The sequence below is a fragment of the Pseudoalteromonas sp. MMG005 genome (genome assembly GCF_018101015.1).
GTDB lineage: Bacteria > Pseudomonadota > Gammaproteobacteria > Enterobacterales > Alteromonadaceae > Pseudoalteromonas > Pseudoalteromonas aurantia.
On record NZ_JAGJEK010000009.1, the window covers coordinates 136,301 to 151,781 of the forward strand.

Genomic DNA, 15,481 nt, shown 5'->3' on the forward strand with positions numbered 1-15,481 from the left:
TCCACTCAGACAGCTTGATTCGTAGAATGTTCCACTTCAATCCAATCTTTTTCAGACACCCAGTTCTGGCTACCGTTTTTAACACTTCGGATCGGCACGATATAGTCGCAACTTATTTGCGGCTTTACAGATGCAAATATTGGCACAAATCCAAAGCTTAACGCAGTTTCGATAATCGCTTTTTGGTTTTGTGGATCAATATCGGCGGCCTCATCAATATAAATAGGTATACGGTACAGAGCTTGTTCTTGGTCAGACAACAAATAACGTATAAACAACATACCACATAATAACTTAATTGTAATACGGGTGCCATTAGAGCCAGCTGAATCAATTTTATCGAAATGTTCAGTTTCACCGGCGCGATTGACTATTTCAAAACGAATATCGAATAGATCAGTGAGTGTTAAACCCGCTTTCTCACTGGCCAATTTAATCAAGTGATCTTTGGCCTCATTGACGGCCTTTTCGTCTGAGGGCTGTTCTGAAAGTAAATCTAGGTTATCTCCCTTTTCATAATTGTCAGAGGTGGCGATGATGGTATCAATACTCTCCACGAGCATTTTTCTAGGTATAATATTGATCTTAAATGACTTAAGATTTGAAATACGATGTTGGCTGATCCCACGGTTAAAGCTATTCATCTCTCGGCGGAGACGATCTAAGTCTTCACGCAAGCCCTTAATTGTTGCCGCAACCTCAGTCAATGCGACGCGCGCTTGACGGTCTACTGCGTCTCTTTCGTTGTCGATATTATGGTATGCACTAATAAGCTTGGTGTATTTATTTGCCTCATCCGTTTCATTATCAAATTTGGTGATCCCTGCATTGTAAATATGCAAGTAAGTATTTTTAACGTTAACCGCTAAGTTTCTTAACTCATTACAATCTTTATTAAATTGATGAATGACTTCAGATAGGTTATCAAACTCGATGGTGATTTCTATAGGATAGGGAGCAAGCGAGCCACTGTACAAATTCAATGTATGATCTAGTCGTTCGGACTTTACTTGGCGTAATCGGTCAGCTTGGCGAGTTAATAAATCTTGTTTACTTTTAATGATGGAGCGTCTGTCAGAGATGGAGCCAGCATTGCGTTGAACATCTTGTAAATATTCGTCAACTTGCTCTCGCTCAACGTGCAATTGCTCTTTTAATAACTCTTGTGCTTCTACTGATTGTAGCATTGTTTGATATTGCTCGAATCGTTTGAGTGATCCTTCCAATGCCATGAGTTCATCATACAATGCATCACGCTCTTGTTGTTTTTGGGCAACGTTTGCCGCAACGTCTCGTTGTTGTTGAAACTCTTTCAATGATTGCTGAAGAGCGGTTAACTGTGCAGCTAATTGCTCCTTATTTTCACCACTTTGCATTTGTACTGGAGCCAGTTTTTTAAGTTTAATACTGGCACCGGGGACCGTCAATTCACCTCCTTTTACTGAGGCGGATAGTTGACTTAAGAACTCACCAAAAGCATCTTCATCGGTGATACTAACTTCACCTTGGTTGGTCGTAGCAAATGACAATAAATCAGGGTTAAGTATACGAGATATTTCTTCAACCTCTTTGAGTGATAGGTCTTCACGCATACGTGTAAACAAGTTAAATTCTAAGTTCTTGAGTTGTAACTTTAAGCTCTTAATTTGTTTTTGTGTTTCATTGATCCTAAAATCGAGCGTATGTAAGCTTTGTCCATGCGCGCTACTGATAGAAAAAGACAGCTGTTCATATTCTTTTTTCAATAGCTGTAGATTGGTTTTTAGAGTGGCGTGATTGGTGAGCTCAAACTCAGTTTTTAGGCCGTGGTAGTTAATAAACCATTGTTCAATTTGTGTTTGACGACGCTCAATGTCTCTAGACTGTTGTAAATATAACTGCTGTTTTTGTTCAAAATCGTGTTTCTCTTGTTCAATGTTAGTCAGTTGCTCTGAAAGCTCAGTATGTTGCGATTGTTGGTATTCTTCATACTCGCCTAAGGCAATATCTATTTTAGGTGCGTAAGCTGCTAGCTTTCCTTTGAGTGTTGCATCAGTGTTAAGCATTTCCTCTAATGCACCGATGGGCTCTTGCATTGATTCTAAAGCGGTAAGTTCTCGACGGGAGCGATTAACTTTATCGAATGCACGACGCCATACTTCGTAAAAATCAACTCGAGAGTTTGACATATGTCGCTCAAATACACGCAACATAAAACGTTTTACATCTTGTGCACCTAGCTTATGTAGATTAAGTATACGCCTAAATATTTCTTTATAAATAGCAGCATCTTGGACGTTGTTAAGTGGGATCATTTTTAAATTGATGTCGCCATCAAATTGTGTGGCGCCGCCGGTTAAAAGTGCATTGAGTTCTGCGGCTTTTAGTTCTACGGGACTCATGCCCTTGCTTTGTAGATGTTTGAATAATTTAGTGTATTTTATGATGCTTTTACCTTCAGTAAAGTCATCTAGGTTTAGTTTACCTGGGTAGCAAAAAAATTGGTGTGCAAACCCAGCTATTTTGCCAAGGCCAGCAACGCCAATTACCACATCTCCATGGGGGAGGTTTGCTTCGAGCAAAATATAGGATTGGTCAGACGAAAAGTAAAACTTTCGCGTTTCTTCTAAATCATGGCCATCCCACTCGGTCAATCGTAAATCATTGATAAGAGGGAATTGTAAGGCATTAATAACCGAACTTTTACCGGTGTTATTTGGTGCGCAGATAGAAGCACTTTTATTGAGTGGGATCACGCACTTCGCATAGCCCGCGGTATTTAATAGCGCTAATTTACTTAGGCCGTATAGTTCACTCATACTTCTTCCTCTAGTCCATCAAAATTTGTGTCGTTTACTTCCATTAGTGCATCAATATAACGATATACGGGCGCTAAATGGATAAAACCTTGCTCAGTTTCTTTCGCTAGTCCAAGTCTAATCATCCTGAGGTATACATCTTTACGGAGGTCGGAGCCTGAGAAAATCTCAAGTTGATCAAATAAGTGTTTATTTAACTGCACTAAAGTTTGCATCAGCTCTAGATCTGCCGGCTCGTCAAAAATTGCACGCAAAGGATCTTTTCCCTGATTGGCAAAGTGTTCGATAAGAATAAAGAGTGTGAGTGCAATGGCACGAGAAATTTTTCCCATGTTAGGGGTACTTTCATCACTTGCGAGATAGTAGAACCCACGAGCATCGTGTTGTAGATCATGGCCTAAGGCATTAAATAGTGCTTGATAGGCGCCAATGTTCTGGTCGAGTTGTTGCCATAACGTCGTGTCTTGCTCACTGATATGATAGCCACTGGCCAATTTCTTGTTAATGGCTTGTAATTCTGTTAGTTCTGTTAAATTAATTGTTGTCATTAGTGTGTTCTACTTTTGTACTGGCATTAAATGGGTAGAGAGAGAAATCATGCTCTGCTATGTTTACTGTGACTCGCTGTTCATCTTGCGCCAGCTCCAGTGCTTCATCACTGATTAGCTTTTGATATAAAAATAATAACTCATCAGCGTCTAAGTCAGGGTAGTGCCCAGTGAGAAACCCAAGTAATGCAATTTTAGTTTTACCTGTATTTGAAAAGCTTTTCTTAACATCTGCATAGTCTGGAATATGCGGGCTTTGATATGCAGGGACATCACTTTGATCTGGAAGTTGATATTCATCATGTTCAAATTCGGCCAAGCCAGCCATATAAGCAACCATGTGTCGTTGCTGGCCAAGTGAAAAGCGCTGAATGTCTGATACGAACTCTGGTTGAACAGGGCTTAACATTGGATCAACCCCATTCTTACGGATCATTGCGAGTACTTTGGATGCTTGACGCGTAATTAAAGAGTTTCTGCGCAATTCTTCACGCAATGGCATTAACATATCTGCACTTTTTCTTAAGCTTTCCCTACCGACCAAGTGCATATCCAAGATTCGTGTGCGCAGTTGTTCAAGCATACGTTTGTCTTGGGCGCCACGGCCATATAATTCAATATCATCAATTTGTTGGCTCAACTGATTTTCAATGACGTTAAAACAGGCATGAAACTCACCGCGTATATCAACCATTTCTAACATCGGTTCTATATATTCGTCAAATGCCTCAATAACTGCGCGATACCGTTTTTGTAGTGATATTGAGCTGCTATCAGACTTTGCTTGTTCGACAATGTTGAAAATGGCATTTTCATTATGTAAAAATAATTTAATGATCTTTCTGACGCGCTCATCCATGATTCGGCTAAAACGCCGTAGTTCACTTTGATCACCTTCATCAGCAGCTTGTTCTAGGCGGTTACCGAGTCGTTCAAGGTCTTTGACCAGAACGGTGATCTCTTGTGCCAAACCTAGGTGCTCTTCTTGTAACAGAAAACTTGCGAAATCTGCGACAGCCCGATTTATTTCCAGCTGCGAAGATTTAGCCAGTGGAATGATGATTTCTTGATTGAGTAAGCGATTAGTTTCTCTGAATATTCGTTCACTGGTCCATTGAGGATTTTTGTGTTTTATGATGTTTTGAACATCTTTGACGCTAAAATCGGTCATTTTAAAGCGTTTAAAAAGTAGCTCCAATACGCTCCAATGTTCATTTAGCGTATTTAAAACTTTCTTAGCTGGGATCATAACTTTCCAGAGTGTATCTTTTATGTGACGTTTATAGGAAATTAATTGGGCTTAGTCGTAGCGTATCCTATATGTAAGTGCTAGACTCCGCGCCGAATTACGTTACCTTTCTAAATTTTTAACTTTTAATTACAGGTTGTTTACGCATTATGGTTACGCCCATTATCCTTACCCTAATAGCGATTGCGTTTGTGCTTATCGTTATAGAGGATATCATCCATGTAAACAAGGCCAAAACCACCCTTTTTTTTGGTACTTTATGTTGGATTATCGCTTTTATCTCACCTATTCATGGTCAAAGCCCAGAAAATGTACAACATGCGCTAGATCATAACATTCTTGAAATCGCCACATTGTGGTTGTTTTTGATGGCTGCAATGACGTTTGTAGCTTATCTAAACTCTAAGGGGTTTATACAAAATATTGTGCATCGTGTTATGCCATCTCAGATCAGTGAGCGTAAGCTTATGTTCTTGGTAGGCATTGCCGCTTTTGTATTTTCCTCGATTTCAGACAATATTACCGCAACCTTGATTTCTTTGGCAGTAGTTATGTCGTTGAAGCTAGATCCAAAGAAGTTAATTAAGTATGCAACACTAATTATTTTTAGTGTTAACTCTGGTGGTGTGTCACTCATTACAGGAGATGTAACAACATTAATGATCTTCTTAGCGGACAAAGTTACTATTCCTAATTTATTGTTACTTGTCGGTCCTGCGCTGGTGAGTGTGGTAGCGCTGGCAGCTATGTTGTCTATCGGTATGAATGAGCAACTACGCTTTGAAAAGCAGATACAAAGACGGATAGAGAAAACGGATATAACGATTGCGGTGATATTTACTTCGACAATTTTTGCGACGTTATTTTTGAGTGTGCAGTATCAAGTGCCGCCTTTACTTACATTCTTATTTGGATTGTCGTTGATGTTTTTGGTTGCTCAATTCTTAATGCGCAAGAAAGATGTGAACAAGAAAATTATTGATTATATTCGAGAGATTGAGTATGACACTCTATTATTCTTTGTTGGTGTACTATTACTTGTTGGCGCGCTCAAAGAAGTGGGTGTCCTGGCCATGTTTACAGACCTGTATGTTTACATTGCACCAGAATATGCCAATTATTTAATGGGGTTACTCTCAGCGGCAGTTGATAACGTACCGTTAACGGCCGCTTTATTAAAGGCCGATATTGTGATGACGCCACAGCAATGGTTGATGTTTACCTATGCGACAGGGGTAGGTGGTTCAATGTTAGTGATAGGATCTGCGGCGGGAATTATCGCGATGAGCAAAGTGAAAGCACTGACGTTTATGAGCTACTTGCGTATGTTTTTATATTTGTTGATTGCATATACCATTGGCTATGCTGGGGCGTATGTCGCAGGGCAATTTATGTAGTTCACTACAAAAGGTACAATTTAGCACTTGACACCTAGACGTCTAAACGTTACTTTGTTTTTAGCCCGCGTAATATGCGGGCTTTTATTTTGCCTGTGTTCAGTAATGACGAGGCAAAATAAACAGAAGAGGTGCGATACTTAGGTATTTAGTGAAAGGTGACGAACGCCAAAGACCACTAAAGAGGGAAGTACTCGCCGAGGAAGCTCATAGCACGTCACTGTGAACTTTCGGTTTACGAGGTTGAATCCTTGGAACTGTCACCGTTTTGGTGGAGAGCTTCTGGCAATGGTTCCTTCTTGATTTGCAAAGCACCTTAATTGCCAAGTTCTCCTTATTTATTATGATTGCCCCCAATGCAGTCAAAAGGAGATATTATGAGTTCACAGTACACGGTCGCAAAGTTTGGTGGCACCAGTGTAGCCGATTTTGATGCCATGCACCGTTGTGCGCAAATTATTCACGATGACAATAATGTACGTGTTGTTGCTGTGAGTGCCAGTGCGGGAGTGACAAATCATCTAGTAACGCTAACGCAACAAAAAGCTGACGAAAGTGCACGTATGGCGTTAGTTGATAACATCATTAAAATTCAAGACTCGATTTTAGCCCATTTAACACTGGATGCGGATTTAGCACAGTCATTTAATTTAACCCTTGATGAGCTAAAGTCGTTGGCGTCTTTACCCGCGTTAAGTGCACAACAGTGTGATGAGATGTTGAGTTTTGGGGAGCGTTTATCATCATTTTTGTTTACCCAAGTACTCAGAGATATTGGCGTAAACGCCGAGCGATTTGATGTCCGTAAAGTGTTAAAAACTGATAACCAATTTGGTAAAGCCACACCGGATATTGCAGCGACACAGGTGGCGGCTCACAAGCACTTAATACCGTTGTTAGATGAGAAGGTGATTGTGACTCAAGGTTTTATCGGCAGCGATCCGTATAATCAAACAACGACGCTGGGACGTGGTGGCTCTGACTACAGTGCGGCTTTATTAGCGGAAGCTATAGAAGCAAAAAGTGTTCATATCTGGACTGATGTTGTTGGTATTTTTAGTACAGATCCGAGACTGTGTGTAAAAGCCACACCCATAGCCAAATTGAGTTTTGATGAAGCAGCAGAGATGGCTACTTTTGGTGCGAAGGTATTACATCCAGCAACAATATTACCAGCTAGCCGCAGTAATATTTCAGTGTTTGTCGGATCGAGCCGCGACCCACAAGCAGGCGGCACTTGGATTGAAAAAGACACATCATCACAAGCAGGGATCAGAGCTGTTACACAGCGGAAAAATCAAATATTGCTCACACTAAAGAGTCCTGAGATGTTACTTGCTAGTGGTTTTTTGGCGCGTATCTTCACGATATTGAGTGCTTATAATATCTCAGTGGACTTGGTAACAACATCAGAAATAAGTGTCGCGATCACGCTGGATAACGCATTGAACGCGTCACGACCTGAACTTGATCAAGATTGTTTAGAAGAGCTAAGCCAATTTTGTCATGTTACTGTTGAGAACAACTTAACACTGGTGGCTCTTATTGGTTCTCAGATCCAGTTACGTCAGCATGAAGTCAACTTAATGCAAGTGCTCAGTGATTTCAATATTCGACTGATTTGCCATGGCGCAAGTAAGCACAATTTGTGCTTTTTGGTTGAACAAACAGACTCGGATAATGTGGTTCAAGCCATTCACGCGAAGTTACTGGAGGCTGCGTAGCGGCTAGTATCTTTTTAGTAACAATAACTAGTAATTAAGTTTTAGATTGCATGGCGGTTGAATCCCGAGTAAAGTGACTATTACATAAACTGGGAGGCCGTCATGCAGTATCAAGATATCTATAATTTTTGGTTTGTCACTTGTTCAGAGTCTGATTGGTGGCAAAAGTCCGCGCATTTTGACATCAAAATAAAATCCCAATTTATGGTTCATTATAGAATGGCTGTACAAGGAGAACTCGCACATTGGCGAGCTGATCCTGTGGGCACTTTGTGTGAAATAATCGTGCTCGACCAGTTTTCTAGGAATATGTTTCGAGATACACCAGAGGCTTTTTCTGCGGATCCATTGGCGTTGTGTCTCGCGCAAAATGCCATTGATAAAGGCTTCGATAAACGCTTAAATGATACTGAGCTAAGCTTTTTGTATATGCCATTTATGCACAGTGAAAGTAAAATTATTCACCAACAGGCTGAACAGCTTTTCAGAGCTTTGCCTAATTATGAATTCGAGTTATCCCATAAGCGAATTATTGATCGATTTGGCCGCTATCCACATAGGAATCAAATATTAAGCCGCGTATCTAATGATGAAGAGCTACAGTTTTTAATGGAAGCTGGCTCAAGTTTTTAGACATTAATCATATTTGTTGCGCCTATTCTAAATTTTCGACTCGCTGTCGCATTTTTCAAACAGTTAAGTATAATCAGCGGTCCAAAACAATAATCATATAGACTCGTTATGGCTCAATTGCGTGATGGCTTTCAAAGTCGACTTGGCTTTGTTCTTGCGGCGGCTGGTGCTGCGGTAGGACTTGGCAACATTTGGGGATTCCCCACACAAGCAGCGAACCACGGTGGTGGCGCATTTTTGCTTGTTTATTTCATTGTGATATTTCTTTTAGCGCTGCCTGCATTGTATACCGAGCTATATTTAGGGCATCAAGCGCAGGCTAACCCTGTTAAAGCATTAAAACAAGCGTGGCAAGAAAAGGGACCGAATATTGGGGCCACGGCAGGCTATATTGGATTATTTGGTGCCATTGTAATGCTGAGTTTTTATTCTATCGTTGCTGGATGGATGTTGGCATACTCTATAGAACCGATTGCTCGCTTTTTGGGCTTTAACCAATTGAGTGCTTTTTTGGTGGGAGAATCCACACTTCGTAACTTTATATTTACACCTGTGATGTTGATCCTAACAGCAAGTATCATATTGAAAGGAGTGAAGTCAGGCATAGAAATCTGGTCTCGGCGTTTAATGCCAATGTTATTGCTGCTTTTAGTTGCACTCATTGTTTATATCGGCACGTTAGACGGTGCCGCGCAAGGGTTTCAAGCTTATTTGGTTCCTGATTTTTCACATATCACAGACCCCGACTTAATTATTGCGGCAATGGGTCAAGCATTTTTTTCATTGTCTTTGGGTGTTGGCTGTATGATGATTTATGGATCTTACCTGAAGCCAAACGCGAACTTACCAAAGCTCACTGCAAGTGTTGCGCTGTTAGATACAGGCGTTGCATTCTTAGCTGGTTTACTGATCATTCCTGCGATATTTGTTGCCCAACATAACGGGGTTGAAGTGTTCCAAGATGGTAAGCTAATAGGTGAAGGGCGCTTAATTTTTGCGGTTCTTCCTGAATTATTTGCCAGTATGGGAGAGGTGGGTTTAGTTGTAGGTTTAACATTTTTTGTTTTAATGTCGATAGCGTCACTGACATCAACTATCTCATCAACTGAAATACCAGTATCATTCTTAGTAGAAAACCACGGCTTAAAACGACATGTTGCAACATGGTGGGTCACAGCGACTATTTTAGTTGCTTCATGCCTTATTATCTTGAACTTTGACTGGATGTTTGGGCTCGTAATAAGCTTGTTTACGCAGTATCAGCTACCATTAATGGGCTTATTTTACTTTATTACAGTAGGGTGGATGTGGAAACGTGGTAACCAGTTACATCTCGAATGTAAAGGCCCACACTATTGGTTTGCCCAATATGTTCGTTTTGTTTGCCCTATTTTGATGACGGCGGTATTTGTAAACGTTGCACTTAAGTAGAGCGTATTATGCTACGGTCGACAATGGGTTGGGGGTAAACCCAACCCATTTCGTTTAATGTAACTTCATTTTTGGTCGGACAATTTTGAGCATTTTTTCACTCAGCCAAAGAATAAACGTACGGAGTGAGCCATGAATTGCGCGTTGATGCATTCTATACAGCGAGACATACATTAAGCGTGCAACTTTCCCTTCAATGAAGAAACTGTTTTTAGTTAAATTCCCCATTAAATTACCCACCGCGGTGAATTGAGATAGATTTACCAAAGACCCATGATCTTGATAGGTAAATTGCTTGAGGGGTCTATCAAACACTGCTGCGATTAAATTATGTTGGACACATTGGGCCATTTGATGAGCCGATTGCGCCCTTGGGGGAACGATAGAGCCGTCAGCTTGGGTGAAGGCACAGCAATCACCAATGACATAAATTTGATTATCAACGGTACTTTGTAAGTATGAGTTCACTTGGATCTGATTATTTCGAGTCAGTTCAAAAATGTTTAAATCTTTAATGAAATCAGGTGCTTTTACACCTGCGGCCCATACTTTTATATCTGCTGGTATCGTGGTTTGTTGCACAGTGGTAAAGGCGCTTTTAGATGCAGATGCTACTTGGGTATTTTCGAGTACGGTGACACCCAGTTTAAGCAGTTCACGTTTAGCCGCGCTTGCTATTCGCTCGGAAAGAGCAGGCAATATACGTGGACCTGCTTCAACTAAGCTTATTTGTAACTGATTTGCAGTCATATTGTTCATGCCGTACATTTTTAATAGCTGCGTAACATGATATAGCTCAGCTGATAACTCAACCCCTGTCGCGCCGCCGCCAACTATGGCAATGTTTAAGGGTTGGCTCGTATGGTTACTTTGGTGAATTCGGGTAAAATTATCTAATAGTGCGTGCTGGAAATTTTCCGCTTGAGCATGGGAGTCTAAAAAGAAACAATGTTCTTTTACACCAGGGGTATTAAAGTCATTGCTGACACTGCCAACAGCTAAGACCAGCTTATCGTATTGTACATGCCGTTCTGGGAGGATTTGTTGTTGGTTATCACCTAACAGTGGTTTTAATGTTAGGGTGTGTTGATGAGCGTCTAGGGCAATGAATTCGCCTAAAATAAAGCGAAAATGATGCTTTGCAGCGTGGGCAGAGTAAACGACGCCATCTAAATCAGCGTCAAGTGAGCCCGTTGCGACTTCATGCAATAATGGCTTCCAAATATGATTCCGGTTTTTATCAATGAGAATAATATCAGCGTATTGTTTTTTTCCTAATTTATGGCCCAGTTGCGTAGCGAGTGCTAAGCCACCCGCACCGCCACCAACAATCACAATCGTCGGGCGTTTTATAGACATAGTAATTCCTCATAAAGTAATAAAGGGCTACTATCAATATGCCTTTGAGTATTGATCATCAAGTAGTCCTTTATAACCTTGGGTAATGAGGCTACAACATCAATAACTTACCATACTTATTTGGTTGATTTAAAGGGAATAGTTAAATTAATGACGCTTGTTTCAATCGAGATCTAAATGCACTAGGTGTACAGGCTTTAATACTGAGAAAGCGGCGATTAAAATTGGAAATATTATTAAAACCACACTGGTCACTGATCACTGAAATAGGCGCCGAGCTACTTATTAATAATTTACATGCTTTGGCGATTCGTAGCTGATTAATGAATTCAGTAATGGTGCGCTCTGTGCGCTTTTTAAAAAACCTATGGAAGTGATTGGTACTCATATGTGCATACTGTGCGAGAGACTCAGCACTAAGCTGCTCACAGTAGTTGTCGTAAATGTAACTCATGACCTTTTCAAATTTGTCTTGTGCAGGGTCTAAGCTGTTAACAAATGAGAATTCTTGGCTCGATAATGTTTGAGCCTCACTTAAGCATAATGTATTAAGCAAGCTCATCAGTAGCGTAAAGCGTGTCAATGGGTCTGCTGCTTCCATCGCTTTGAACTGCAGAAAAATAGACTTAGCTGTAGCGGTACTAAAGCGAACACCGCACCTTGCTTTTTGTAATAATGTACTCAATGAATATAAGTCTGTGTTGTTTTGTATTAACCCTTCGAGCCACTTAACGGGAATTTGTGCAACATGTACTAATTGCTGCGAGCCATCTGGATTGGGAAGTGATTGCCAAGTATGTGGTAAATCGGGCCCTAACAGCACTAAGTCAAAATCACCATAGGGTGCAATATGATCCCCCACATGACAAACGCCTTGACTGTTTAGGGTTAAGCAAATTTCATATTCTGGGTGATAGTGCCAATTAAAGGGGATTTCATTTAGTTTATATAAACAATACCGCCATGAACAGTTGACGGAGGGAATAACCTTTTCACACATTGCTCTCATTAATAGCTCCTTTATTAAAGCGTCAGCACGTCGTTATCTATGTTGAATGGGTTGATTATTTATAGTGATACTAATCAATCAACAATTGCACCATATCACTCATAGAAGAAGGAAATGGTGAGTTTATAATGTTATCAGTTATTAATTATATATTAATTTATTGAGTGACAGCGATGTCAAAACGATAGGTTAGTATGTAAAAAGGTTTGAAATTGCCCACTGTTTGCGCGAATAGCTGCTGAAATAAGTCAGTACCAATTATTTGGTAGTAAACATTAACACTCCTAACTATATAAAAATTATCAGAGGAATGACATGAACAACAAGGCATCATTCAAACTCTCACACCTTACTTATGCTATTTTGGCTGGGCTGTTGTCGAGTAATGTATCTGCAGCGAGCGAATTACAAGCGCAAGAGTCCGTTGAAGTAATAGAAGTACGCGGTATACGCGCTTCGACAGAAAAAAGCTTAAATACAAAACGTTTTGCTGACGGGGTTGTAGATTCAATTACAGCGCAAGACATTGGTAAGTTGCCAGATGTTACCATCGCAGATTCATTACAACGAGTACCGGGCATACAAATTCGTCGAAATGCTGGAGAAGGGGCGACAATTAATGTGCGAGGGATGCCACAGGTTACCACGCTACTCAATGGAGAGCAGTTTTTAAGTGCGGGTTCGCTCACGAAAGTACAACCAGATTTCACTGATATTCCTTCGAGTTTAGTGGGGGCCATGAATGTTATGAAGTCACCTACAGCCGATACGTTAGCTGGGGGGATATCCGGTACTGTTGATTTGCAAACACGCAAGCCATTTGATTTAGCTGAAGGGTTCACTGGGGCTGCATCAATTGAAGCCGCACGGGGGTCGTACTCAAAGGAAACAGATCCAAAAGCAATGATTTTTGCTGGGTATAATGCTGATAGTTTTGCCGTACTTGCCACCGTATCTAAAGATGAAGTGACACTGGCAAATTATCGTCTTGGGGCAACCAATCATGGTTGGGTTGGTGCGCCTCAAGAGTCGGGGAATTGTTGGTACTGCCCACAAGCTGATATGAATGGGGATGGTGATACCAATGATGCCGAATATACCTACGTCAGTTATGGTATGGTCAATCGATTTACTGAGCGAGAAAGAACGGGCGCTAACATCAGCTTTCAGGCCGATGTTTCAGAAAATTTAGAGTTGAGTGCGGATGTATTTTATACAAAAATGGATGACGCTGACCGTCAACGCGGGTTAATGGCAGATAACGCGTGGGGCGGGCATTGGCAGTGGCAAGACCAACATGATCCCATAGATCGCGGTGATATACTCGCATCAGGCCATCGTTTATATACTGCACAAGATATTACCTTAAATGCGCCAAGAGTGGTTGCGCATTCAGAAAGTCATACCAATGAAAGGCAATCGACTAACTATAACGTTGAACTTGTTTATAAAGGAACTGGGGCTTTTTCAGGTAAAGCGCGGTTTATTACAGCGGATGCATCTCGCAGTCATACAGAGAATGTTGCGCAGGGGTATTTAACAAATGGCTTAGCCCATGGTCTCAGACGCAACGAAGGGAATGGTCCAATCGCTGTAAACCCAAACGGATATGGCCCAGACACCATTGCGATGCGATTCAATTTTAAGGGAGAGCATGCCATGTTGTTACCACCAGCTACATTGCAAGGTGAAACATTTGGCTCAAACATATCACGTTACTCGGTCACTTCAACTTATTCTGAAAATAACTATGATGAGGATGCATCACTCGATATTGTGCGTCTTGATGGCGAATATGAATTTGATCATACACATTTAAATAAAATGACATTTGGGATTCGTTTTGGCGAGCGTGATATTTCACGGGACCAATATGTTTTGCTTGCCCCATTAAACAACCCTGTTGGCGATGGGAGCGTTAATGTCATGTGGAAAGATCAAGGGCTGGCCGCATTTGATACTGATGGTAGTGGGGGTACGCCAAGTGCATCTGCGGGAGATTTGACGATGGGCTATGATAACTTGATTACGTTTTCAAGTTTGCCAGAGGGCTGGGTACAACCAGTATCAGATTTTGGACCAATCAGTATTGATAGCATTTATTTTATCGATCCTAAACAGTTAGATGACCCATTTGCATTTCAAAATAAGTTTTATCCGGGCAATATACGTGGCACTGTACCGGGCAGTTCGTACAAGGTGACAGAACAAACCCAATCAGTCTATTGGCGCAGTGACTTCTCTGGTGAAAATTATCGCGCAAATATCGGATTTCAATACATCAAAACAGACTTAGAGATTGTTCAGAATATCATTGGCGATTCTATCTGTACTAGTTGTCCTGGATCTGTTGCCGAGGATGCTGGAGATATCATCACGGATAAATCATTCTCTGACTTTTTACCGTCATTAAACTTAAGTGTCAATCTAAGTGAAGATGTTGTCTATCGTGCGGCATGGGGAAAGACCATGACGAAGCTGGATCTTGAACAGATTGCTGGAGGGTTGAGGATCAGTCGTACACGTGCCGGTGAAGACTTAGCTGCACGAGAAGGCATTTCACCTGATTTACTTATTGCAACGAATGCCACAATGCAAGGAAACCCTGATTTAAACCCATGGCGAGCTCAAAACACCGATATGGCAATCGAGTGGTACTTTTCTCCAAGTGCGATGGTGAGCCTTGGTATTTTTAACATAAAACTAGATTCTTTTATTGAGTCTAGTATATGGACCCAGCCTATGGCCGATGCTGACGGTGTTGTTCGTCGTGAAGTGTCTGTAAATGGTTTAATCAACGGGCAGGGAGGCACCATGAGTGGGGCTGAATTCTCGTATCAACAGGCATTTGACTTTTTACCTGGTGTCTGGAGTGGCCTAGGTGCGGCGTTTAATTACACCTATAGCGACAGTGAGAGTGGTCGGATAGATTTAAATGGGGATGCTTTACCATTAGAAGATAACTCAAAAGAGTCTGCTAATGCGGTTTTATGGTATGAAAAATCAGGGTTCCAATTTAGATTGGCTGCGAATTACCGTGCTAAACGGTTGGCTGAGATATCAGTGCCGTACGGTATGAGCGATACTGCGATTTGGACCGAACCGACGACTTATATTGATATATCTGCAAGTTATGACGTTCAAGATAATTTCACAGTATTTATGTCTGGGAGTAATCTGACTGAAGAGTATGAGACCAACTACGCGCAATGGAAAGACAATCGTATCTCTCAAAATATTTATGAACGACGCTTAACCTTTGGTGTTAGAGGGCGCTGGTAAGGTTTCTATTGATTGGCAAATTGAGGGTAACCCACCCACTTGATTTGTAGA

The 15,481-nt window shown here is 41.2% G+C and carries 10 protein-coding genes and 1 riboswitch; of the genes, 5 read left to right on the plus strand and 5 right to left on the minus strand.

Features of this window, described 5'->3' with window-relative positions:
* Nucleotides 1-5 precede the first annotated feature (5 nt).
* Genes J8M01_RS08940 through J8M01_RS08950 form a run of 3 tightly spaced genes read right to left on the minus strand, consistent with a single transcriptional unit; the run spans nt 6 to nt 4,595 of the window.
* Nucleotides 6-2,798 carry an ATPase gene (locus J8M01_RS08940; protein WP_211057751.1) on the minus strand — a complete coding sequence of 931 codons (2,793 nt, stop codon included), beginning with the start codon at nt 2,796-2,798 and terminating at the stop codon, nt 6-8.
* Nucleotides 2,795-3,346 carry a hypothetical protein gene (locus tag J8M01_RS08945; protein ID WP_211057752.1) on the minus strand — a complete coding sequence of 184 codons (552 nt, stop codon included), beginning with the start codon at nt 3,344-3,346 and terminating at the stop codon, nt 2,795-2,797. Before J8M01_RS08945 ends, J8M01_RS08940 begins: the two co-directional genes overlap by 4 nt.
* Nucleotides 3,333-4,595, minus strand: a complete 1,263-nt coding sequence (locus J8M01_RS08950; protein ID WP_211057753.1) for a hypothetical protein — start codon at nt 4,593-4,595, stop codon at nt 3,333-3,335. Before J8M01_RS08950 ends, J8M01_RS08945 begins: the two co-directional genes overlap by 14 nt.
* A gap of 149 nt (nt 4,596-4,744) precedes the next feature.
* On the opposite strand from J8M01_RS08950, the gene nhaD reads away from it, so the two are divergent.
* The 4 genes from nhaD to J8M01_RS08970 all read left to right on the plus strand — a co-directional run bounded on the left by nhaD (nt 4,745) and on the right by J8M01_RS08970 (nt 9,780).
* Nucleotides 4,745-5,992 carry a sodium:proton antiporter NhaD gene (gene nhaD, locus J8M01_RS08955; RefSeq protein ID WP_192507286.1) on the plus strand — a complete coding sequence of 416 codons (1,248 nt, stop codon included), beginning with the start codon at nt 4,745-4,747 and terminating at the stop codon, nt 5,990-5,992.
* Between the two features lie 118 nt (nt 5,993-6,110).
* Nucleotides 6,111-6,282: riboswitch (Lysine riboswitch) on the plus strand.
* Between the two features lie 87 nt (nt 6,283-6,369).
* Nucleotides 6,370-7,716, plus strand: coding sequence for a lysine-sensitive aspartokinase 3 (gene lysC, locus J8M01_RS08960; protein ID WP_192507287.1), 1,347 nt, complete (start codon nt 6,370-6,372; stop codon nt 7,714-7,716).
* A gap of 102 nt (nt 7,717-7,818) precedes the next feature.
* A complete protein-coding gene (locus J8M01_RS08965; RefSeq protein WP_192507288.1) occupies nt 7,819-8,349 on the plus strand; it encodes a DUF924 family protein in 531 nt (176 codons plus the stop codon).
* A 108-nt stretch (nt 8,350-8,457) separates the two neighbouring features.
* Complete coding sequence (locus J8M01_RS08970; protein ID WP_211057754.1) at nt 8,458-9,780, plus strand: sodium-dependent transporter; 1,323 nt, start codon at nt 8,458-8,460, stop codon at nt 9,778-9,780.
* Between the two features lie 54 nt (nt 9,781-9,834).
* Here J8M01_RS08970 and J8M01_RS08975 read toward each other — a convergent pair whose 3' ends face one another.
* Both J8M01_RS08975 and J8M01_RS08980 read right to left on the minus strand, forming a co-directional pair.
* Nucleotides 9,835-11,139, minus strand: coding sequence for an NAD(P)/FAD-dependent oxidoreductase (locus tag J8M01_RS08975; protein ID WP_210997928.1), 1,305 nt, complete (start codon nt 11,137-11,139; stop codon nt 9,835-9,837).
* Nucleotides 11,140-11,281: 142 nt separating this feature from the next.
* Nucleotides 11,282-12,148: an AraC family transcriptional regulator gene (locus tag J8M01_RS08980; protein WP_211057755.1), complete on the minus strand. Its 867-nt coding sequence runs from the start codon at nt 12,146-12,148 to the stop codon at nt 11,282-11,284.
* A gap of 315 nt (nt 12,149-12,463) precedes the next feature.
* On the opposite strand from J8M01_RS08980, the gene J8M01_RS08985 reads away from it, so the two are divergent.
* Complete coding sequence (locus J8M01_RS08985) at nt 12,464-15,430, plus strand: TonB-dependent receptor (RefSeq protein ID WP_211057756.1); 2,967 nt, start codon at nt 12,464-12,466, stop codon at nt 15,428-15,430.
* Nucleotides 15,431-15,481 lie beyond the last annotated feature (51 nt).

Bases quoted from the DNA above. Each gene is read 5' to 3' on its own strand.
- J8M01_RS08940 (WP_211057751.1), bottom strand. From the start codon at position 2,798: ATGAGTGAACTATACGGCCTAAGTAAATTAGCGCTATTAAATACCGCG.
- J8M01_RS08945 (WP_211057752.1), bottom strand. From the start codon at position 3,346: ATGACAACAATTAATTTAACAGAACTAACAGAATTACAAGCCATTAAC.
- J8M01_RS08950 (WP_211057753.1), bottom strand. From the start codon at position 4,595: ATGATCCCAGCTAAGAAAGTTTTAAATACGCTAAATGAACATTGGAGC.
- nhaD (WP_192507286.1), top strand. From the start codon at position 4,745: ATGGTTACGCCCATTATCCTTACCCTAATAGCGATTGCGTTTGTGCTT.
- lysC (WP_192507287.1), top strand. From the start codon at position 6,370: ATGAGTTCACAGTACACGGTCGCAAAGTTTGGTGGCACCAGTGTAGCC.
- J8M01_RS08965 (WP_192507288.1), top strand. From the start codon at position 7,819: ATGCAGTATCAAGATATCTATAATTTTTGGTTTGTCACTTGTTCAGAG.
- J8M01_RS08970 (WP_211057754.1), top strand. From the start codon at position 8,458: ATGGCTCAATTGCGTGATGGCTTTCAAAGTCGACTTGGCTTTGTTCTT.
- J8M01_RS08975 (WP_210997928.1), bottom strand. From the start codon at position 11,139: ATGTCTATAAAACGCCCGACGATTGTGATTGTTGGTGGCGGTGCGGGT.
- J8M01_RS08980 (WP_211057755.1), bottom strand. From the start codon at position 12,148: ATGAGAGCAATGTGTGAAAAGGTTATTCCCTCCGTCAACTGTTCATGG.
- J8M01_RS08985 (WP_211057756.1), top strand. From the start codon at position 12,464: ATGAACAACAAGGCATCATTCAAACTCTCACACCTTACTTATGCTATT.